Raw genomic sequence first — 22,088 nt, 5'->3', positions numbered from 1 at the left:
TGATTCTTAAAGTTTCTAAAAATATCCTATTGTAAAGGCCAAACCCACATAAGCATTGGAACAGCAATAATAACGATCAACACCGCCAATGGAGCACCTAAACGTGGATAATCACTAAAACGATATCCTCCTGGCGCCATCACGAGCATATTACTTTGATGTCCAATAGGTGTAAGAAACTCACAGCCCGCACCAATTGCAACAGCCATCAAAAAAGCTTCAGGCTTATAATGAAGGGAATGAGCAAAACTTGACGCAATTGGTGCTACCATCATCACTGTTGCTGCATTATTCAAAAATGGCGTAACCAACATAGCTGTCACCAACATAAGCGCTAAAGCACCGGATGGCGGGAAAAATATTGCCAATTGGCTCAGCCATTGACCAATGAGATCCGTACATCCTGTTTTCTCTAACGCTTCACTCACTGGAATAAGAGCCGCTAATAGCACTAATATTGGGCCATCTAATGCCTGATACAGATCACGCGCGGGCAAAACACGAAAGATCACCATTGCAGCAGCAGCAGAAAAGAAAGAAAAAGCAACTGGAACAATATGAAAAGCTGTAAAAATAATTGCTATAAATAAAACAGCTAAAGAGATGAAACCATGTCGTAAATTTCCAAACACAATATTTCGTTTTGCTAGGGGCAAGCATTTCAATTCTCTTAATAAATTTGGAATAACTGCATCCTGTCCTTGCAAAACAATCACATCTCCAAGATGGAAAATAATATCATCAAGTCTTCCCCGCACCCTTTCATGTTGACGACTTAACGCAAGCAAATTTACATTATAGCGATCAAATAAAGAAAACTCTTTCGCACTAATACCGATAAGAGGTGAATTATGGGTAATGACTGCTTCAATAATATCACTGTCCTTATCACCTGCAACAATAGTTCCCCCCTTAAAAAACTCTAAACGAGCAGAGTTCATCACGCTATCTAACCCTGTATGTGATCCTTCCAGCAAAATAATATCATTTTCAGACAAAACAAAATCTGGTAATGGTGAAATAGATACTTTGTTTCTGATGATTTGAATCACCATAACATCACCACTTGATGGCTTAACCAAATCAACAATATTTTTTCCCACAATCGGTGAATTTATTGGAATATGTACTTCTGCAACATAATTACGAATATCAATGGCATCATCAAACGATACACCTGAACGCACACGCACAGGCAAAAGCCAATAAAAACAGACCAAATATACAACACCAGCCGTCGCAACAACCGCACCAACTGGTGTAAAATCAAACATAGTAAAAGGTGTTCCTACTAAACGTTCTTGCATCGCTGAAATAACAACATTGGGAGATGTTCCTATCTGTGTCATAAGCCCCCCCAACAAAGAACCAAAGGCCATGGGCATCAAAAAGACAGAAGGAGAAACCTGAGAACGACGTGCAAACTGAAAAGCTATCGGAAGCATAATCGCCAAAGCACCAATGTTTTTAACAAACATTGATAATACGACAACAGAAAGAACCAAAAAAGCTAATTGAAGACGCACCGATTTCACGTCTGGCCATATCCGTTGGATAATAAATTCCATTATACCAGAGCGAGATACAGCAGTACTGACAACAAACACACTCCCCACGATAATAACGATATCATTACTAAAACCGCTAAAAGCTTCCTTCGGACTGACAAGACCAAGGGCACAAGCTATTAATAAAGTACAAATAGCAACAAGATCATAACGAAATCGATCCCAAATAAAAACAACCATCATGAGACCAATGATCGAAAAAGCCATTATTTGATTTTCTGTCATAACACTTACCTCTCCCCATTAAATTATAATGAACAAGAACATATTTTTTATGTTTTAAATATTCCTATAAACAGCAGCAAGATAAAAGCAGACATCGAAATATTTTAGGATAATTTTAAAGTGATAAAAAATTATGATGCGCATAAACTTGCCTCTCCTTATTATGCGTGCTTTTCTATAAAGTGCTGAACCCAAAGAAAATTGATAAAAGTTGATAAAGCTATATTGTAAAAAAGATGAGAATAACTCTAATATAGAGAGTAGATAATTGTTGAAACTGGTACACGCTATATTTAAACCTTTGTCGTTGCTTAAAAGAATTTATCTTCACTCTCAATTCAAAGAGTGATAAAAATGAAAGAAGAAAGAATGGTCAATCTTAATAGTGGGTATCAAAGTAACCTCAGATATTGGCTCACTTGCATTATTGGATTTGTTGCTATCTTGGCAATTATAATTGTTGGTGGATTTTATATTGCAAAACCCTATCTTGACGGTTTTGTAAGAAAAGAAATAGCCCGTCATTCCATAAAAGCCGAAACATCTGAAGTAAGCATTCTAGGTAAAATCAATTTGAAGAATGTGACAATACCTGTTCCAGCTGGTACATCACTTAAAATTGGCGCCATTTCTGCCCGTCCTCCTCTTTCCTTTATTCCCGGAACTTTTACATTTTATAATGTTGATTTAAAGCATAATAATATTCATGTGCAAATTCCCCAAATTTCTCTTCGGAATGTATCCTTAAAAGAAAAGGATAGAACGATAACATCACGTCTTTTACAATCAATGATGCGTATTGAGCTTTCCTCAATTATTGCTCCCAATATACAACTTTCTATAGAAAATAAAAATAACCGAACAGAAACGGTTGAAATCAAGAATTTCCAGCTTTCTGATTTTAGAAATAACCATATCCATTCAGTTAGTATCAAAAATATGGATCTTAAAACGGTCGTAGCAAATGGTGCCAAACAGATGCAACTTATGGCTAAAAGTGATACAATAAAAGCCCATGATATCGATATCAACTATGCCTACTCTATCATTTTTGGAAAAAACAATGCTCTCAATCAAGGTAAAACCGTTACTGGCCCCATTTCTTTGAATAATATAAGTGTCGATATTTTTGAAGAGGCAGAAAAAAACAGCTCTTTCTTCCTTGGACAGTTTAAAACATCTGGTTTAAAGATGAAACCGCTTGAACAAACTCCTGAAAAATTAATCAAAGCTTATCTTAATGCAAGAAAAGAGAATAATAAAATCGCTGAAAAAGTAGCACAAAATGGTCTTCTTCTAAACATACTGCTCGCCATTACCTCAGCGGATGCCAAAGTTGATAATATCACTGTTGATATACCGCAGTTGAAAGCAACGCTCGAATCATTCCAATTCAAACCAAGTTTGTGGAAACAGCCTATCCCTAAAAAGCTTTTTCTTTCTCTCAATAACCTTTCCGTTTTACCTAAAAAAATGAATGAAAAAGACTTAAATTTGCTTAAAAAAATCAATCTTGAGCGCTTTAATGTTTCAGGAAAAATTGATATTTCTTACGATGAAAAAAAACGTATGCTCTTTCTTGATACAATGTCTTTCAATATGAAAAACGTTGGATCTGGGAACATATCTGCTAAGGTTATTGATGTTGATGAAAAGCTTTTTTCTGGTCAGAAAAATATAATGATTGCTGCGTCTCAAGACCTTGGCATCAATGAAATTAATATACAATATACGGATGCAGGTTTCATTGATAAGCTTTTTTCTTATCTTGCGCAAAACCTTAATGACAGCCAACATGATCTAAAAAAGGAACTTTATGACGATTTCTATCTAATGATGACGCAGACCCCAAAAATTCTGATAAAAAATCATGACGAAGCAGAAAAAATTTCAAAATCCTTAGGAGAATTTGCTAAAAATTCACAAACATTGATCGTTAAAATTAAAGCAAACGATAATAAAGGTCTCGCAATAGTTGATCTCGAATCTGCTCTACAAAATGATCTATCCAAGGCTTTAAGCAAAGTACATCTCACTATTAAAAATGAAACATCACCTTAAACATTTTGTGCTTTAAACATGATGATCTTACCTATAAATTAAGAACTTTATTCCTCTTTTTTCTTTTATATGATACAGAAGGTATCACACAGAGTCATTTATACAGAGAATATAGAATCTAAAATTGTCGATTCTTGGAGTTGTTCATGTCTGATTTATCTTCAAATCGCCTGCCTAATCGCGCTTCTCGTGTCACCAATCAAGCGCTTTCTGCTATCGAGCGTTTTCTCCATATTGAAGCTCTTAGTGGTGTTGTTCTTTTATTAGCTGCTGCTGCTGCACTTATTTTTGCCAATTCTAAATATGCTGCTTTCTATGAATCTTTTTGGCATACACCTCTTGGCTTTAATTTGGGTCATTTCACTCTTTCATGGGATTTACATTTCTGGGTTAATGATGCCCTTATGACTATTTTCTTTCTCGTCGCAGGAATGGAAATTCGACGCGAAATTCATGAAGGTGCTCTTGCCGATTTTAAACAAGCAATCTTACCAATTGTTGCTGCAATAGGGGGCGTTTGTGTTCCTGCAATTATTTACTTTATCTTCAATTTTAACGAGGGACATATCCGCGGTTGGGCTGTGCCAACAGCAACAGATATTGCCTTTGCTCTAGGTATTCTTGCTCTTCTAGGAAAAAAAATTCCTTCTAATCTTCATATTATTCTTCTATCATTAGCAATTATTGACGATATTATCGCTGTTCTTATTATTGCTTTTTTCTACTCAACAAACATTGATCCTAGCGGTTTAATGATTGCAGGAGTAGGTATTGCTTTGGTACTATTTTTTCAGTGGATCGGGCTTGCATCAGCATGGCTTTACATTTTACCTGGTGCAATCATTTGGTGGGGTTTAATGGTAACAGGTGTTCACCCATCGCTTGCTGGCGTAATCTTAGGGATGATGACTCCCGTTCTTCCTACCCGTACTCTTGTAGCGCCACTCACCATGCTCAGTAACGCTATGCAAATTCTTCAAGAAAAAAATACAAAAACAGATCTGCATCATATTTCAACAGCATTGAAAAAGATGCGCAAAGGACAACGGGACATGATTGCCCCAGTAACACGTGTTCAAAAAGCATTGCATCCATGGGTTGCATACGGTATCATGCCAGTTTTTGCCTTCGCAAATGCAGGAGTAAGTTTTGCAAACTTTGATCTTTCTTCTGACAAATCATTCTTGATTGTTCTGGGTGTTGTCATTGGTCTTTTCATCGGTAAGCCTCTTGGTATTATCACTGCCAGTTATATAGCTGTAAAATCAGGTCTATGCCGCCTACCCCCTCATATGACTTGGACAGGTGTTTTACTCATTGGTTTTTTAGCAGGAATTGGCTTTACAATGTCTATTTTTGTTTCAATGCTCGCTTTTAAAGATATTATTCTGCTTGATGCGGCAAAAATTGGGGTCCTTTGTGGCTCAGGTTTATCTGCCCTTATCGGTCTGGGATATGGATTTATTTATATTAAGCGCAATAAAGGAATTTCTCATAGTTCCTAACAAACTAACTGAAAATACATTTTTATGCAGAACTTTTAAAAAGCGATTTCGCTCATTTGTTGGGTTCGGACGATATTTAATGTAAAAGCTGTTGTCTCGCCTCATCTTTACACTTATGAAGGAGAAAACTAACATCATCATACTATTTACGAGCCTCTAATGTTACAACACCTTTGACTCTTAAAAAGACTTATAAGAGATATTTTTATTCCTTTCTTCAATATTCTTTTACTCATGCACCAGCTCCACTCATGATATGCACAGAAATGATTTTAATTGTTTCAATATAAAAGGCTTCGTGGTTTCAGAAAAGCTGCCTTTCGTCAGGACTATTATTCACTATAAAAAAATTAATTATTATGAATCAATATCTTATGTTTAATCATACGAAACAGATAAGAATAAGCAAAATTCAATAATCAGTTAAGTAATTCCATGGTTTATTTTTTTTCAATAAACCACCCTCCTCGTTACTGATTTTATTGCGGTATTCTAAATAACTTTAATTTTTATCTGCTTAAAAGCACATTATTTTTGGATAAAAAATATTTAATTTATCATTATAAATCTTGAATGGAGTTCAAATATCGTATGATTTCTTCATTTCAAATCTGTACATGATAAATCAATCAAGACTATTCTCTTACACGTCACAAGCCGATGAGAAATATGGATTATTTGAAGAAAGAAGACTGCTTCACCATATCCATACAAGAGTTGTTCAACACAAAAACTAAAAATTAAATGATGACGGCCAACTGACACCTTTGATCTAAGAAGGAGATGGGGCGCACAATGGCTTTACCGTTATACCATTCATGGTCGGTGCCGTGAAATGGACTTGAGAGATATTTTTTCAAAACAAGCACGTAAATTGGCACTATAATAGCGTTTTGTTTTACGTGAAAGGTATATACGATTTAAATAACGCAATAAACAAAAACGTGAACCAATGTGTAATATCCATTATTTAAAAGATATTGCTGTCAATACCTTTGAAAATTGTAAAGCAGAATTAAAAGGAAGTTGTAAAATGGAAGTTGGTTTTCACTTTTATGGCTTCATATTCTCACCCAATTAGGTTTTATCTCCATTTCAGAAATTACCCCACCAGGTATACGCAACATCCTTATTCCTATCTGGCATACAAAAACAGGAGTTGCTCGTAGGCCCCTTATCCGTCTCAATATACCATCAAATATGCATCTGCTCTGACATTAGATATTGATACAGGTAACAAAAAACAAAAGATTTATTTGGAATAACAACGTCATAACATCACTATTAAATTGACAATGGAGTGGAAAAATATTCCCGTTTTTTATCATCGACACATCGCTTGTCTCACTCCATGAAAGAATTAAACTTGAAGCATGCTTCCATAGGGAGCACTCTAGTTTACGTAATTAACTCGCGGAAAAAAAGAAAATCCTAGTCATTTAGACTATTCTAAAACATATGATTGGTGGAAAAATAGAGCATATATATCGTTGTTCTCCCCTTTTTCCGCTCTTATTTGATATTTATTTTCTTTTTGTTCAAAGAGCACGCTCTATATTTCTTGATATCATAAAATACTCTTCATAGATAATTTAAAAAGCAATATTTCCGAGACTTTCAAATTGTACAACGCCACATAAAATACAAGAAGGGTAAAATAATATGGCTATATTTCTCACAAGAAGAGCTTTACTTACAAAGACCACCATTTGCAAAATATGTAAACATGATAAGAAACTAGCACAATATACTGCAAAAACGAAAGAATGTATTTCATGTGTGATTGGCAGTATGACACAGAAAATACTTATAATAGAGTAGTTAAGGGAAGAAAGTTAACCTAAAGAACATATGGAGGTATCAAAAACTTTGAAAATCTTAATCATAATTCAAAAAAGAGAAATAGACATGAAAAAAATTTAAGTAATAAAATCATAAAAGAAACACACTGTAACATTATCATTATTTTATGAAAAGTACTTCTGAAGAAGCTATAAACGCGTAAGACATGGTAATTTTATAACTTATAGTGCAACATAAATATTATCTATAGAGATATATTTTTTATTGCCTCGTAATACGGAAAAAATTAAATTTTCAAGATATACATAAAGTCATAAACAATCATTTGATGACAAACTAAACATCTCTAGAAAATACATCATCAATTCTATTTTGGTAATTCCGTCACTAATCCAATGAGCTCCCATTTCTCTAAGATTTATAATATTAAATCTGTATTCACGAGGCTGTCCCTCATGTAACATGCATTCTTTGAATAAACGCAGTGCATTGTTCCTTAGTTCTATTAAGGCTTATCGTAAAGTCTTCTCCATCTCACTCTATAGGCCCTAAAACGTTTATAGACGGCATATTTTATATCCCTTCTTAAACAGTTTTTTACCCAAACATCTTTCTCTTGTAATGTATAAGTGACCATTTTAAATTCATCATGAACAAGTTTAAAATGAGAGAGTCCTGCTGTATTAAATATTCCATTTAAGTTAAAAATATAAATATCCTTAACAAAAATTATTAATATATATTAAAGCTTTACGTTATTGAAACTCTGTTGAAACTAAAAAATACTTATCCCTTATCAAGTGCATAAACAGCATGTAATGTTCTAACCGCAAGTTCAGTGTAAGCACTATCAATCAAAATAGAAATTTTAATTTCTGAGGTCGTAATTGCTTGAATGTTAATACCCTTTTCAGCCAAAGCCTTAAATGCTGTAGCGGCAACACCTGCATGGCTACGCATTCCAATACCAATCACAGATACCTTGGCGAGATCGCTTTCAAACTGGAGAACATCAAATCCAATTTCTTTGCGATTCTTTTCAAGAAGTGTAACGGCTTTTTCTACATCTGATGATGGTACAGTAAAAGTCATATCAGTTTTTGAGCCATCTTCAGAAATATTTTGCACAATCATATCAACATTAATGCTTTCTTCAGCCAAGGGACCAAAAATTGCTGCCGAAATCCCTGGACGATCGGCAAGCCGACGAAGGGAAATTTGTGCTTCATCCTTAGCAAAAGCAATACCAGTAACATTTTGTTGTTCCACAATTTCATCCTCATCGCAAATAAGTGTTCCAGAAGAACTCATTGGATCCTCCATGCCTAACGCATCAGGATCCTCAAAACTTGAACGCACAAAGGTACGAACCTTATGAACCATTGCCAATTCAACAGAACGAACCTGTAAAACCTTTGCACCAAGAGAAGCCATTTCTAGCATTTCTTCAAAAGCTACTTTTGGTAAACGACGCGCTTTCGGCTCTATACGTGGATCCGTTGTATAAACACCATCCACATCCGTATAAATATCACAGCGATCAGCTTGTACAGCAGCGGCTATAGCAACAGCACTTGTATCTGATCCCCCACGCCCTAAGGTAGAAATCCGGTTATCCGGAGATAACCCCTGAAAACCAGCAATAACGGCAACCTGACCTTCCTGAAAACACTCGATTAAAAAAGATCCATCAATATTAGTAATACGTGCACGGCCATGCGCATTGTCTGTATGAATAGGAATTTGCCAACCAAGCCATGAACGTGCATTCACCCCCATTTCTCGAAGTGTCAAAGCCAACAAACCTGACGTAACCTGTTCACCAGAAGCAACCACAACATCATATTCACGAGCATCTCTATGCATAGAGGAAGCATCACTTGTCCACTGAACAAGTTCATTCGTTTTACCAGCCATCGCAGATACGACAACGGCAACCTCATTGCCTGCATCAACCTCTCTTTTGACATGCCTTGCAACATTATGAATACATTCAATGTTTGCTACAGACGTTCCACCAAATTTCATGACAATGCGCGCCATTAATAACACTCTTACCTTTACATCTCTTATCTCAAACAGTAATGAGAATTAGATGCTGTATCAACTAACCATTTTCTCGACATAGCGAATATCTATCATTTGTGCAAGTTTCATTATGATTATATTAATTTCTCTTGACTTTGTATAAAATCTACTTGACCTGATCATTAAAAATAAAGGAAGGCAACATGATCGATGAAACACAAACAACTATTGATCAAAGTGAAATTGATCATTTTTCACGTATTGCTACAGAATGGTGGAATCCACAAGGAAAATTTCGACCTCTTCACCAATTTAACCCAACACGCCTTGCTTACATCAGAGAAAAAATCTGTTTAGAGTTTAATCGTGACCCTTCTTCACTTACGCCCTTTCACAATTTGAAAATTCTTGATATTGGCTGTGGAGGAGGCTTGTTATCTGAACCAATGGCACGTCTTGGTGCTATAGTTGTAGGCGTTGATGCTGCACAAACAAATATTGAAGTCGCAAAAACCCATGCAGCTCAAAATGATCTTTCCATTGATTACCGCACGACGACAGCAGAAGTACTTGCCAATGAAGGAGAAAAATTTGATATCATCCTTAATATGGAAGTTGTTGAACATGTCGCTGACGTTAATCTCTTCATAGAAGCTACAGCAAAAATGCTGAAACCACAAGGGGTGATGTTTGTCTCAACACTCAACCGCACATGGAAAGCATGGGGGCTTGCTATTGTAGGCGCTGAATATATTCTACGTTGGCTTCCTAAAGGAACCCATGATTATAAAAAATTCCTAAAACCTCTAGAACTTAAAAATTTCTTATCAAAAAACGCTCTGACTGTCATTGATGAGATAGGTATTACTTATAACCCATTAAACGACAGCTGGAATCGCTCAAAAGACATGGGCGTTAACTATCTCCTTCTTGCAAAACGGTCTTAAGAATATGTAATTTACAAATATCATATGCCTTGTAATAAAGAATTGAGCTTTCCCTCAGCCTCTAAAGCATAAAGATCATCACAACCGCCAACGTGATAATCACCTATGAAAATTTGTGGAAATGTATTACGTCCATTTGCACGCTGTACCATTTCTTGGCGAAGGGATGTGGAAGCATCAATATCTGTATACTTTACGCCTTTTTTATTAAGCAAATCACGTGCTTTTGTACAATAAGGACAGTTAGGGCGTGTATAAATTATTACCTCTTTCATAGTATTATCCTCCAATATTTTTTAATAATATTCATTTTAAATTCCTCTTAAGAAGAGGGAAAAATAGAATCTTCTTTGAGAACACGCGAAAATGTTAGCACATCAACCTGTCGTGCACCTGCATCTTTTAATGCAGCAGCTGCTGCTGTAACTGTTGCACCCGTTGTAAATACATCATCAATCAGCAAAACAGAACATCCTTTGAGATATTTTTTAACTTTATGCGAAACCTTAAAAGCATTTTTTACGTTAAGTTTTCTCTCTCTCGAAGAAAGACTAACCTGCGGACGGGTATGCCGACAACGAACAAGCCAACTCGGTTTTAAAAGCTTTTTTTGTGATGCTGCAATGTAACGTGCAAGCTCAGCAGATTGATTATAACGCCTCTCCCAAAAACGACGAAAATGCAATGGAATGGGAATAATAACATCACAATCATCAATAACCTCGCGTCCAGCAAACATCATCCAATTGGCCATAAATGATGCCAATTCTATATGATCACCATATTTTAAGCGCGTTACTAAAGTTCGTGCAAGCCCTTTATGAACAATGACTGAGCGAACACGTGAAAAAGGATGGGAATTACGGAGTGCTTCACCACTAAGAAAACCATCCCCCATATCACAAACAAAAGGAGTCCCCATAACAGGACAATAAGGTTTTGTGATAAATTGAAGATCTTTCCAACATTCGGAGCAAATCGTACCATAAGTAAAAACATTTTGCTTACATCCAGGACAAATTGGTGGATAAAGCATCGTTTTCAAGCGTTCAACGAACTTACTTAGTATATCTCCGCTATTTAACGCCGCTTCTCGAAAATACAACATTATAAATTTAGGCTTTTACAAGTTTCCCTCAGAACAAAAGTTCCTTTGTATTTCCTCAATTTATAATTTTAATTCCTTTAAAAACTCTTACCTTCTATAAATTTATTTTCTTTCATATTATAAACTTGACAGAGCTTGCACAAATAATGAACCTTTTTAAAATATATTCTTTCATAGATCGAAAGTGTTCTACAATATGTCGCATCCTTTAATTTTTGATCATAACCGCATTGAACAATTCCGAAAACGTGCCTTTCAAAAAGCAAAAAAAGGATGTGACTTTTTACTCTCTCACATGGCAGAAGATCTCTATAAACGCCTTAGCACTGTTGATCGCCTCTTTACATTAGCTCTCGATTTACACAGCCATACAGACCTTGCTGCGCAAGCTTTAATGAAATCTGGAAAAGTTTGTTCCATAGAACGCATTGAGACCGATACGCTTTATCAAAGCCATGATAAAAAATTTCATTTACGTCATCGAGAATTTCTTGATTTACCTCAAAGTTACTGTGACCTTATTGTTTCACTTCTTTCATTACAATTGACCAATGATACCCCTGGTGTTCTAAGCCAGATAAAAAATACTCTTAAACCAGATGGCTTATTTCTTGCTGTTATGGCAGGAGCTGGTACATTAAGAGAATTGCGCGAAAGCCTGCTGCAAGCTGAAAGTGAAATTTATGATGGAGCAAGCCCTAGAATCTACCCTTTTGCCGACATTCGTGATGCAGGCGCTCTTTTACAGCGTATTGGCTTTGCCCTGCCTGTAGCAGACGTTGAAGATATCACAATACGTTATAATACAATGTTTGACCTTATGCACGATCTTAAAGCTATGGGAATGCAAAATGCACTCATCAATCGTTCACGACGCCCTGTATCCAAACGTTTTTTTCTCCGCGCAGCTGAAATCTATGCACAACGATTTAGTGATCCTGATGGACGTATTCGTGCACATTTTTCTTTCATCTGGCTCTCTGGTTGGGCTCCTCATCCCAATCAACAAAAACCGCTACAACCTGGTTCAGCGCAAATATCTCTTACAGATGTTTTACAGCCCCAAAAAATATAATCTAAAATTATTTTTTAAAAATACTTTTATCTGTTGTCCGTAATATTTGACTGGTGACCGTTCCAGCTATCATTGAATCGCTCACGTTTAGAGCAGTCCGTCCCATATCAATTAGCGGTTCAATAGAGATAAGTACAGCAACCAAAGTAACAGGAAGCCCCATAATTGGTAACACAATCAATGCAGCGAAAATAGCACCTCCCCCCACACCAGCAACACCAATAGAACTCAACGTTACAACACCAATAAGCGTAGCAATCCAAGTAGGATCAAGAGGATTAATACCCATAGAGGGTGCAATCATGGTCGCAAGCATCGCTGGATAAAGACCAGCACAACCATTTTGTCCAATTGTTGCCCCAAAAGAAGCTGCAAAACTCGCAATGGATTGTGGTACACCTATCCACTGTGTTTGCGCTTCAATATTCAAAGGAATACTTGCAGCACTTGAACGACTGCTAAAAGCAAATGTTAAAACTGGTAAAACCTTTTTGAAAAAACGAAAGGGATTAATCCCAGAAATACCAAGCAATACACCATGAATTCCAAAAATTAAAATAATACCGACATAAGAGGCAATGATAAAAACCAGTAAATTTAAAATATCTGTAATACGCGATATTGCTCCTACTTTCGTCATAAGTGCAAAAATACCATAAGGCGTCAAAGCAATCACAATACGGACTAACCGCATAATCCAAGCTTGTGCCACTTGAATAAATAAAAGCGCTTTTTCTCCTTTTTCTGGCTCATCTTTCTTTAAAAGAAGAACCGATGCACCTAAAAATGACGCAAAAATCACAACACTAATAATTGACGTACGTTTAGCTCCACTCAACTCAGCAAATGGATTTTTAGGAATCATAGACAAAATCATCTTTGGTATATTCATATCTCCAAGTTTAGAAATATGACCTTCAAGAAGAGCAGAAACATTTTGCCCTTCATGCACCAAACCATCGGTTGTTAATCCAAAAAAATTAACCACAAGCACACCAACCAATGCTGAAAGAGCCGTTGTAAAAAGCAATATTGAAATTGTTATTATACTCATCTTTCCAACAGCATAAACAGAATGTAAATGAGCAACTGCTGAAACGATAGAGATAAAAACCAATGGCATAACAATCATTTGCAACAATAAAATATAGCCCTCACCGACAATGTTAAACCATTCAACGGATTTCAATAAAGTGCTTTCACCCTCTCCATAAATAAACTGCAAAACACTTCCAAAAATCAAGCCAAGGATAAGCCATAGCATAACACGTAGTGAAAGACTCCATTGCATTTTCTTACTTTGAAAAACCAACAATAAAAAAATAACAAATAGAAATAAATTGACGAAAAAATTAAGTGTCATTGTCTATGCTCACTATTATTATGGTTGACATAAATAATCTGCATAATTCAAAATCAATGCATGATATTTAAAATTAACCTATAAAGCTTACAAGGCTTTTACAAAATCATTATTTTTTTAATTTATAGATTAAAAGAGAATTTTTTATCTACTAATAACTGTTTAAAGAAAATAAATAAAATTATTTTCTTATTCTTTAAATTTATGCTCTTATAAAATAGTTAAATAAGAAAAATATAAACAACATTCATTGCATCTTAATATTGAATAATTCCAGCATATCTTATCCTATAAATCTCCTTACCTCTCTCTTTTTCTATTTGAACTGAAGCGAGCTTTCCAAGCAAGGATGAATTAACAATCGAACATTCATGATTTTTCTAGAAAATACACCAACAAGCTACTTCTGCTCATTTTATGGACTGCACTCTCAATAGCTTTGATCAGCACTTCAAATATAATTATTTTATTGAAAATACTTTTTATACATTCTTTCTTTGCTCTCAATGAAAGCTTTTTTATTTTTCAAAACTCTTTTTATAGTCATAAAAAGGCTTTGAAATACAACATGTTGATTTATAATCATAATTTACTGTTTTGCATATTAAATGAGAGTCCCGAATAACGTAAGATTCTCTCATTTCAAACCTGTTTATCTTGAATCAATCAAAATCATTTGCTTGCACGTCACAAGCAGGGCTGGCGTATGAGTAAAAATGTATAAGAAAGGAGTAGAAAGACCTCTTATGAAACATCTTAATGCAAGAGTTGCCGTAACATTGGAGGGCGGAGCTTGAGCAGAAAATATAAATAATATGATTGCTTTTTATAATAGCGCAGTAAAACGTTTTAACGATACCTATTCATATGCTGATCGAACAACACGTGCATGTGCTATAGATAATTTTGTCACTTTAGATATAAAAAAGATAAGTTGGAGTTATAATGTTACGCAAGAACTAATAAGAGGAAAGGTTTTTGAATTTGAAGAGGCATGCCTCACTCAGAGTTCATATCATCCTTTTACGCAACAGTGGTTTTATTATAATCGGAATCTCAACGATGGAATTTACCAAATGCCTCGTATAGTCCTGATAGGACAAAAAGTTGAAAATAGGATGATACAAATTACAGGCATAGGAGCACGAAGCGTTTTTTCTGTATTGATAGCTAAGAATTTGCCTAATCTAGATGCAATAGATACAGGTCAATGCTTTCCACGGTATCTTTATAAAAACGTTGAATCTCTGTAACTGTTCATGATGAAAAACAATCCCATTTGTTTGCAAATTCAATAAAGGAAAGAAAAACATCTGGTTTACAGAGGCGTGATGCCATTACGGATGAAGGACGAGCACATTTTAAAGCTGCTTATCCTAGTGGAGCATAACAAAGACGATTACAAATTTCTAGATAATGAAAACAATGGAAAAGACTGAGGATATATGATTACAATGAGAGGCTTTAAGCCTACAAATATTATAAATTTTATGAATAGTACAGTTTAAAGCATTAAAAGCAGTCTTACAGTAGATTTACAATGTATGGGGATAATTAATTGCCTATAATAAGTTGCGCTCATACTGATAAAGATTATTCTGCTATAGAAATGTTGTGCTTTTTTGAATTTTTGTGCGTATTCAAACACTCATTCGTTACAAGCTCAATCTCTTTATCTCGTGCCTCTTTATCAAGAATAATAGTATTTTAATATAATACCCCTTTGCATACAAATAGTTATTTCTTATCTATGAATAGCTTATAATTTCATATAACTCTATGAAGATAATATTTTTTATTTATCAATATTTAATGATGTAATTAACACATTCATTATATATAATAATCTTTATTTCTATCTATTTACATAATATATTTATTTTTTTTATAAAAATAAAATTGAGTTATACATACATAGATCTATCGGTATTTTTTCTACTGTCTTTTTAGCGCACTGAAAGATTGATATCGTAATTTTTGTATAATAAAATACTCTTTCATATAAGCATCGTATATTGAATTATAATAATTGACTATTAACCGCAAATTATATTTTTTATCCCTTTTAAAAGTAAAAAATATAATTTTCAGACCTATTCATAAGTAGGCTTAGCCAAGTGAATAAAAAATGTTTGATAATAAGCTTTATCTCTTATGAACTATCTTTTGTACAAAGGGACAACATTATGATTACGGAAATATCGTGATATTATTGGGTATAAAAATCACACTCCCCAAGAAATTTTTGTATTGTATCCTTTCCGTTATGAGAAATGTTAAAAGAAAGATAGGATATGCTCTCTAGAGCAAATGAGTGAATGAACCACCACGGTGATATGTATTTTTAAAAAAGTAGGAAGTATCTTTGCTTCAAATTTAATAGGCACATTCTAAAAATAAAGGTTCTACAGACTTATTCCAAATAGAATAGTAATGGGACAAAAATTTTTCAGCATCTGTTTGTCCCATTGCAACAACCTCTTCTAGAGGATTAAGAAAATTTGTTTCATCAAAACCATTCGTATCATACTGTTTGCGATTTTTTAAGCCTTTGCGAGCAATAGCGAGAGCTTGACGTGCTAACTCTAAAAGAATAGTTTGACGAAAAGGAGTTCTTAACCCTTCTTTAGGAACGCGTTGGCGCAACTCTAAAACTTCTTCAAAACACCAATCTTTTGTCAAAGCCTCTGCCTCATTAAGTGCTTCCCTATCATAAAGAAGCCCAACCCAAAAAGCCGACAACGCACAAATGCGCTTCCAAGAACCACAATCAGCTCCCCTCATTTCTAAAAATCTTTTTAAGCGGACTTCAGGAAATAACGTTGATAAGTGATTAATCCAATCTCCCATGTTTGGAATTGAATTTGCAACTTGTCCTTTTAATGCTCCATTCATAAACTGACGAAACGTTATGTGTGTACAATCATAATAACGACCATCACGCACAACAAAATACATTGGAACATCAAGGGCCCATTCAACATAATCAACAAAACCAAAACGCTCAGAAAATACAAAGGGCAGAACGCCTGTCCTCTGATTATCAGTATTACGCCAAATTTCAGAACGCCACGATAAAAAGCCATTTGGGCGCCCTTCTGTAAAGGGCGAACTTGCAAATAATGCCGTTGCAATGGACTGTAACTTCATGGATACTTGCATTTTTCGCCGCATATCACTTTCAGATGAAAAATCAAGATTAACCTGAACTGTTGATGTGCGATACATCATATTAAGACCATTATACCCCACTTTAGGCATATAATCAGTCATAATCTGATAACGTGATTTAGGCATTCGCGGCGTTTCAGCTAAAGTCCACTTTGGACTAGCTCCAAGACCTAGAAAACCTATACCTAATGGTTCTGCAATTTTTTTGAGAAGAGTTAAATGCTCCATCAACTCGTAATATGTATGGCTTACTGATTTTAATGGTGCACCAGATAATTCAAATTGTCCCCCAGGTTCCAAAGAAATGGCTCCCTGATCAACTGATCCTACGAGCCCAATAATATTCTCTTCATCTAAAATAGGTTTCCATCCTAAGGCGCTTTGCATCCTCTCTAAAAGCGCTCGGATTCCCCTCTCTCCTTCATAAGGAACAGGGTGAAAACCATCTCTATAAAACGGAAATTTTTCATGTTCTGTACCAATGCGCCAATCATCTTCTGCTTTATAACCCCCTTGGAAATAGCTAACCAAAGAATCTAAGTTATAAATTTCACTTTCATCAGTTATATCAAGCGCCATAACTTACCGTATCCTATAATTGGTATCATCATCTTAAATAAATTGTTTAGAATGATTTTACAGATTTCTCAATCCATTGCCCAATCCCCCACGGTAGCATTAAGAAGAGCCAAAGCAGCAACAGCGGCAGTATCAGCGCGTAAAATACGCGGACCTAGTGATATTGGAACCACAAAAGGATGTTTTTTTAAAAAGCTCCGCTCTTCTTCACTAAAGCCACCTTCCGGTCCAATAAGAATACCAGGTGTTGTAACGTCACGCTTTTTAAAAGAAGGTAATGGATTATGCAATTTATGCTCTTCATCACAAAAGAATAAAGGCTGTGTCTCATCCCACTGTGCTAAAAGTTCTGCTAATGATAGAGCCGATACGCATTTAGGAAGAGATAAAATTCCACACTGTTCAGAAGCTTCAATAACATTGGCTTCCATACGCGCCATATTGATACGCGTAACCTGCGTATGATGCGTTATAACAGGCTGCAAAATCGATACCCCCATTTCAACAGCTTTCTGCACCATATAATCCAACCGCGCATTTTTGAGTGGAGCAAAGCAATAAATAAGATTGGAATGCGTCGTTTGTAATCTTTCTTGATGGATCAGCTGAACCACAACAAATTTTTTCTTAACAGTGATAAGTTTAGCAAGCCACTCACCATCCTGTCCATTAAAAAGTAAAATTTCTGCTCCTTCTTTCATACGCAAAACATGCATAAGATAAGAAGCTTGTGCCCCCTCTATCTTTATTTCTTCATTCAAAGCCAATGTCTGCCGGATAAATAATCTTTTAAGTTTATAATTTATGCGCATAAAAATTTTGCCAATGCTCACTATCGTCATCGAGAAAATGAAGAAAAATATATAGCAAAAAGAAAAAATTATATCTATAGAACTATAATATATTAAAGAATTATAGAGTTTTTTTAGCTTTATGAGATAATAATAGGAACTTATAGATCCTTAAGTGATTCTGCTTTCATAAAAGTTTAAATAATGCACCATTCATCTTTGCATTCAGTCATTGATGCATCCGTGGAGGAAAAATATGTCTGCTAAAAAAGCTACAATTATTACGATTACAACCCTCTTAGCCTTTATTTTGATTACAGTGGGAATTGGTTCTGTTGGAGCCGACGGGAAGCATACAATTACCAAAGATGGCTATGGTATTTCTTCTGCGATTCAATAAGCACTGGCCAACATCCTCCTTAAAATTTTAATGTTTTTTAGCAATTTTTATAAGATTAGCACTGATATTATGAATCTCTTGTATTTGAAAGATTCCATAAGAAGGTTTTTTATTCCTCTCTTCAGTCATTTATCTATACCAACCTCACTTATTATGACGGTGAGGATGGTTTTTACTGCTTCACGACGAACGGATTTAAAATGAGAGAATCTTCCGATAATGGGAGCTCTGATTTAAATTTAAAAGACAATTTTAAGTTGCAAAAAGACGAATTACCATTATAGGATAGAATATTATACAGATGAAAAACGATACTCAATCTGCGTTAATATCTTTTGTAACCCAAAAATCACCATGATTTTGTCCTTTAGAGCTTAGAGAAAATGTAAAAGGCCATGCAAGGCTATTAGCAAGACATTGGACATCTTTACATAAAGTTTCTGATCTATAGTTTTTGCGTAGTTGTGCCTGTAATATCAGTTCATTTTCCTTCCCTTGCGCAATAGCAGTTGCAATGGTTCCTTGAATGGATAAGCTCAAGTCTGCTGTACGCATTAATGACTCTGTTACCTTCATCATACCTTCTGAAAAGCTTGTCTGAATATCCCAGTAATCAAATGTTGTTGAAAAAGTATCATTATTCATTAAAAGAAATTGTTGTTTATTTGAAAGTCTTGTTTGTAATTCATTCAGATCATACCCTAATAGCCGACCAGAAGACATCTTCAGTGTTAACTCACCCTGCATTTTCGTAAAAATTTCTGGCCAAGAATCAGCAAGTGTTCGTACCGTTGCAGTAAAATTCGTTTTGCTTTGTATAAATGGAATAAATCCCAAGATTTCTAAAGTCTCCTGCATATCAATAGAAGCACCTGAAATATTTCCTCCAATACGCACTTTCTGTCCAGCTGAGGTAACTTCAATATTACTTTGCACAGATCCACCAAAAATATTCGCATGTCCAAGATCAAAAATACCATGACCATCTCTTATTTGTATTGCAGCAGCTAAATTTGTGAGTGAAATATTTCCTATTTTAGCTTGTGGCGCAGAAAGTCGTATATCCACGCCAATACAATCAAAAGTTCTCATGTCAAAGCAGGCATTTTTCTTTTTACCTGAAAAAAACATTGAACCCAAGAGGCTAAGGTCTAGATTATCAAAGGCTAAAGAGCCCATGACATTTGGTACATAATCTTGAAAATCGAGTTTTAAAGCTCCTCGCGCATTGGCTTTCCCCATCGTAAATGTAACATTGTTCATTTGGATATGCATTGGCTGCGCTAAAAAATGAGATTCCCATACAATGGGTATTTTTAATTTATGTCCCCAAAACTGATTTCCACCAACCCAAGACAATGTCTGATTCCATCCAGGAGAACGCATTGACACTTTTCCGTCAAAAATATAATATTCAGATAATCGAGCCTTTCCTGTAAAAGTTATTCCCCCACGTACAGAATTGAGACTTGCCCTAATATGACTTTTGCCTCCAGCAAGAAGCAGTAATGCTTGAGAAGCATCAAGTGATAATTTTGTAAACTCTCCGCGCCAACGCGCATCTGCACGTAACCGTACTTCCTGAGTTGATTCCGGCCAATCTAAAGTTGCATTTAATCCTGTTATTTTTTCTGCTACTCCTGAAAAACTATCGTGATACACAAGAACACCATTTTTAATGACAATCCGTCCAAAAGGTTGTTTTAAAAGGTGCTCTATCTCTGGATGCTCAGGATTATGTTTTAATATTTCACGCGTATTACGTATTGCCACCCCTAATGCACCTTGTGAGCGAGAAAACCGATCAAAAAAATCTGCTATTGTTTTAACAGGCTTTTCCATAACAAATTGAGGACGCATAATCCGCGTCTCTGAAAAAGAAATATGTCCCCAAAGAAGATCGACGACAGAAAGATCAACTTCTATTGATTCAGCTTCCATTAATGGCGCAACATCATCCATTTTTGATGTTAAAGTAACGCCAGAAAGAAATGCTTTAGGATAAGGAAAAAGATGTAACCGCGGTGGATCACGCAATTGCACATTGTAACCCGTCCACGCACTTAAATCCTGCGCTAAACGAATACGAATCGCATCTGTAGAAATAAGATAAGGTAAAACGAGAATCCCCACTCCAAATAAAAAGATAATTGTAATAAAAACTCCGCTCAAAAATTTTATTATTCTGATGCGCACATTATCCCTCTATACTTATCCCCCTATAACAGATTAAAAACAAACTTAAATGATCATAAAAAGTTTTTATAATCCTATAATTCACTATATCCACTTTGTATCTTCATTATTTTTGTTCTTTATCCAAAATTTATTCAAACAGCAATGTTGCTGCTTCTTTATAAAGCAATTATTTAAAAGTCTTCAAAACTATAAATCCACAACATTATAAAACCATTCTTACTGTTCTCATATGAATATTGCTATAAAACTCTATCGTATTATTAGAAAATGCTTTACAAAAAAAAACAAACAGCCTTACCGAAAGGATCTCTGAATGAATAATATTATCGACGGAAAAAAACTTGCTGAAGAGATTATTGTGAAAGTTAAGGCCGAAACAGCAAAGCTCCGCCATCACTATAATATACAACCTAGTATCGCTGTTATTATCGTTGGAGATGATCCTGCAAGTCAAGTATATGTCACCTCAAAAAATAAAAAAGCCGAAGAATGTGGGTTTCTTTCAATCAAACATGTCGTTTCCAAAGAAACGCAAGAAAAAGAACTCCTTCAACTTATTGCAACATTAAATTCTGATCCCAAAATTCATGGTATTTTGGTACAGCTGCCTCTCCCTGCTCATATGAATACAAATCGCATAACACAAGCCGTTGCTTTCCAAAAAGATGTTGATGGTTTTCATTATATTAATGTAGGAAAACTCGCGGCAAATGCACTTGAAGATGCAATTATTCCCTGCACTCCAGCTGGTGCCATGATGATGATTGAACAACACTGTGGACGAGATTTATCTGGACTTGATGCTGTCGTTGTTGGACGCTCTAATATTGTTGGAAAACCTATGGCTGCCCTTTTAACAGCAGCCAATGCCACTGTGACAATTGCCCATAGTCGTACCCGTGACCTTGATGATGTGTGTCGAAGCGCTGATATTCTAGTAGCAGCTGTAGGCCGCCCACAAATGATTAAAAAAGACTGGATAAAAGATGGTGCAATTGTTATTGATGTCGGTATTAACCGCGTTGCTGCACCAGAAAAAGGTATAGGGAAAACACGTCTTGTTGGTGATGTCGATTTTGAAAACGTAAAAGAAAAAGCTGCTGCGATCACCCCTGTTCCAGGAGGCGTTGGACCAATGACAATTGCCATGCTTATGGTTAATACACTCAAAGCCGCCGCGCGATCACACAATCTGCCGATACCAAAATTCTAAAAATTGTAACAATTCCTTGTATATGGTTTCATTGTATATGATTCAGCTTATT

15 protein-coding genes are annotated in these 22,088 nt (G+C 35.4%); 7 read left to right on the top strand and 8 right to left on the bottom strand.

Annotated elements, in window-relative coordinates; all coding sequences use genetic code 11:
* Nucleotides 1–26: 26 nt before the first annotated feature.
* Nucleotides 27–1,793, bottom strand: a complete 1,767-nt coding sequence (locus ACFINL_RS04870; protein WP_375612086.1) for an SLC13 family permease — start codon at nucleotides 1,791–1,793, stop codon at nucleotides 27–29.
* 354 nt (nucleotides 1,794–2,147) lie between these two features.
* On the opposite strand from ACFINL_RS04870, the gene ACFINL_RS04865 reads away from it, so the two are divergent.
* Both ACFINL_RS04865 and nhaA read left to right on the top strand, forming a co-directional pair.
* Nucleotides 2,148–3,854, top strand: coding sequence for a hypothetical protein (locus tag ACFINL_RS04865; protein ID WP_375650711.1), 1,707 nt, complete (start codon nucleotides 2,148–2,150; stop codon nucleotides 3,852–3,854).
* Nucleotides 3,855–4,000: 146 nt separating this feature from the next.
* The gene (gene nhaA, locus ACFINL_RS04860) at nucleotides 4,001–5,359 is read left to right on the top strand and encodes a Na+/H+ antiporter NhaA (protein ID WP_375650707.1); all 1,359 of its coding nucleotides are present in this window, start codon (nucleotides 4,001–4,003) and stop codon (nucleotides 5,357–5,359) included.
* Nucleotides 5,360–7,948: 2,589 nt separating this feature from the next.
* On the opposite strand, the gene ACFINL_RS04855 is transcribed toward nhaA, so the two are convergent.
* Nucleotides 7,949–9,205, bottom strand: coding sequence for an aspartate kinase (locus ACFINL_RS04855; RefSeq protein WP_375650702.1), 1,257 nt, complete (start codon nucleotides 9,203–9,205; stop codon nucleotides 7,949–7,951).
* Nucleotides 9,206–9,393: 188 nt separating this feature from the next.
* Here ACFINL_RS04855 and ubiG point away from each other — a divergent pair, with 188 nt between their 5' ends.
* Nucleotides 9,394–10,137, top strand: coding sequence for a bifunctional 2-polyprenyl-6-hydroxyphenol methylase/3-demethylubiquinol 3-O-methyltransferase UbiG (gene ubiG / locus ACFINL_RS04850; RefSeq protein ID WP_375638029.1), 744 nt, complete (start codon nucleotides 9,394–9,396; stop codon nucleotides 10,135–10,137).
* Nucleotides 10,138–10,157: 20 nt separating this feature from the next.
* Here ubiG and grxC read toward each other — a convergent pair whose 3' ends face one another.
* Both grxC and ACFINL_RS04840 read right to left on the bottom strand, forming a co-directional pair.
* On the bottom strand, nucleotides 10,158–10,412 hold the full coding sequence (grxC, locus tag ACFINL_RS04845) for a glutaredoxin 3 (protein WP_375612081.1): 255 nt from the start codon (nucleotides 10,410–10,412) through the stop codon (nucleotides 10,158–10,160).
* Nucleotides 10,413–10,459: 47 nt separating this feature from the next.
* Nucleotides 10,460–11,245, bottom strand: coding sequence for a ComF family protein (locus tag ACFINL_RS04840; RefSeq protein ID WP_375621100.1), 786 nt, complete (start codon nucleotides 11,243–11,245; stop codon nucleotides 10,460–10,462).
* 196 nt (nucleotides 11,246–11,441) lie between these two features.
* Between ACFINL_RS04840 and ACFINL_RS04835 the strand changes: the two genes are divergently transcribed.
* Nucleotides 11,442–12,320 carry a methyltransferase gene (locus ACFINL_RS04835; RefSeq protein WP_375638027.1) on the top strand — a complete coding sequence of 293 codons (879 nt, stop codon included), beginning with the start codon at nucleotides 11,442–11,444 and terminating at the stop codon, nucleotides 12,318–12,320.
* Nucleotides 12,321–12,327: 7 nt separating this feature from the next.
* Here ACFINL_RS04835 and ACFINL_RS04830 read toward each other — a convergent pair whose 3' ends face one another.
* Nucleotides 12,328–13,683: an L-cystine transporter gene (locus ACFINL_RS04830; RefSeq protein ID WP_375638025.1), complete on the bottom strand. Its 1,356-nt coding sequence runs from the start codon at nucleotides 13,681–13,683 to the stop codon at nucleotides 12,328–12,330.
* Between the two features lie 815 nt (nucleotides 13,684–14,498).
* On the opposite strand from ACFINL_RS04830, the gene ACFINL_RS04825 reads away from it, so the two are divergent.
* A complete protein-coding gene (locus ACFINL_RS04825) occupies nucleotides 14,499–14,936 on the top strand; it encodes a type ISP restriction/modification enzyme (protein WP_375612077.1) in 438 nt (145 codons plus the stop codon).
* 1,123 nt (nucleotides 14,937–16,059) lie between these two features.
* On the opposite strand, the gene ACFINL_RS04820 is transcribed toward ACFINL_RS04825, so the two are convergent.
* Nucleotides 16,060–17,433: a glutamate--cysteine ligase gene (locus ACFINL_RS04820; RefSeq protein WP_375650697.1), complete on the bottom strand. Its 1,374-nt coding sequence runs from the start codon at nucleotides 17,431–17,433 to the stop codon at nucleotides 16,060–16,062.
* Between the two features lie 68 nt (nucleotides 17,434–17,501).
* Nucleotides 17,502–18,245: a 16S rRNA (uracil(1498)-N(3))-methyltransferase gene (locus ACFINL_RS04815; RefSeq protein WP_375629795.1), complete on the bottom strand. Its 744-nt coding sequence runs from the start codon at nucleotides 18,243–18,245 to the stop codon at nucleotides 17,502–17,504.
* Between the two features lie 235 nt (nucleotides 18,246–18,480).
* Here ACFINL_RS04815 and ACFINL_RS04810 point away from each other — a divergent pair, with 235 nt between their 5' ends.
* Complete coding sequence (locus tag ACFINL_RS04810; protein ID WP_273790383.1) at nucleotides 18,481–18,624, top strand: hypothetical protein; 144 nt, start codon at nucleotides 18,481–18,483, stop codon at nucleotides 18,622–18,624.
* Between the two features lie 315 nt (nucleotides 18,625–18,939).
* On the opposite strand, the gene ACFINL_RS04805 is transcribed toward ACFINL_RS04810, so the two are convergent.
* Nucleotides 18,940–20,820 (bottom strand): AsmA family protein, encoded by a 1,881-nt coding sequence (locus ACFINL_RS04805; protein ID WP_375650690.1) that lies wholly within the window; start codon nucleotides 20,818–20,820, stop codon nucleotides 18,940–18,942.
* A gap of 316 nt (nucleotides 20,821–21,136) precedes the next feature.
* Between ACFINL_RS04805 and folD the strand changes: the two genes are divergently transcribed.
* Nucleotides 21,137–22,036, top strand: coding sequence for a bifunctional methylenetetrahydrofolate dehydrogenase/methenyltetrahydrofolate cyclohydrolase FolD (gene folD / locus ACFINL_RS04800; RefSeq protein WP_375629801.1), 900 nt, complete (start codon nucleotides 21,137–21,139; stop codon nucleotides 22,034–22,036).
* Nucleotides 22,037–22,088 lie beyond the last annotated feature (52 nt).

Source organism: Bartonella sp. AA78NXGY (genome assembly GCF_042197005.1).
Taxonomy (GTDB): Bacteria; Pseudomonadota; Alphaproteobacteria; order Rhizobiales; family Rhizobiaceae; genus Bartonella.
The sequence above is the reverse complement of the archived record's forward strand: the minus strand, read 5'-3'. Positions and strand labels throughout refer to the sequence as shown.

Bases quoted from the DNA above. Each gene is read 5' to 3' on its own strand.
- ACFINL_RS04825 (WP_375612077.1), top strand. From the start codon at position 14,499: ATGATTGCTTTTTATAATAGCGCAGTAAAACGTTTTAACGATACCTAT.
- ACFINL_RS04840 (WP_375621100.1), bottom strand. From the start codon at position 11,245: ATGTTGTATTTTCGAGAAGCGGCGTTAAATAGCGGAGATATACTAAGT.
- grxC (WP_375612081.1), bottom strand. From the start codon at position 10,412: ATGAAAGAGGTAATAATTTATACACGCCCTAACTGTCCTTATTGTACA.
- ubiG (WP_375638029.1), top strand. From the start codon at position 9,394: ATGATCGATGAAACACAAACAACTATTGATCAAAGTGAAATTGATCAT.
- ACFINL_RS04870 (WP_375612086.1), bottom strand. From the start codon at position 1,793: ATGACAGAAAATCAAATAATGGCTTTTTCGATCATTGGTCTCATGATG.
- ACFINL_RS04855 (WP_375650702.1), bottom strand. From the start codon at position 9,205: ATGGCGCGCATTGTCATGAAATTTGGTGGAACGTCTGTAGCAAACATT.
- ACFINL_RS04865 (WP_375650711.1), top strand. From the start codon at position 2,148: ATGAAAGAAGAAAGAATGGTCAATCTTAATAGTGGGTATCAAAGTAAC.
- ACFINL_RS04820 (WP_375650697.1), bottom strand. From the start codon at position 17,433: ATGGCGCTTGATATAACTGATGAAAGTGAAATTTATAACTTAGATTCT.
- nhaA (WP_375650707.1), top strand. From the start codon at position 4,001: ATGTCTGATTTATCTTCAAATCGCCTGCCTAATCGCGCTTCTCGTGTC.
- ACFINL_RS04810 (WP_273790383.1), top strand. From the start codon at position 18,481: ATGTCTGCTAAAAAAGCTACAATTATTACGATTACAACCCTCTTAGCC.
- ACFINL_RS04830 (WP_375638025.1), bottom strand. From the start codon at position 13,683: ATGACACTTAATTTTTTCGTCAATTTATTTCTATTTGTTATTTTTTTA.
- folD (WP_375629801.1), top strand. From the start codon at position 21,137: ATGAATAATATTATCGACGGAAAAAAACTTGCTGAAGAGATTATTGTG.
- ACFINL_RS04835 (WP_375638027.1), top strand. From the start codon at position 11,442: ATGTCGCATCCTTTAATTTTTGATCATAACCGCATTGAACAATTCCGA.
- ACFINL_RS04815 (WP_375629795.1), bottom strand. From the start codon at position 18,245: ATGCGCATAAATTATAAACTTAAAAGATTATTTATCCGGCAGACATTG.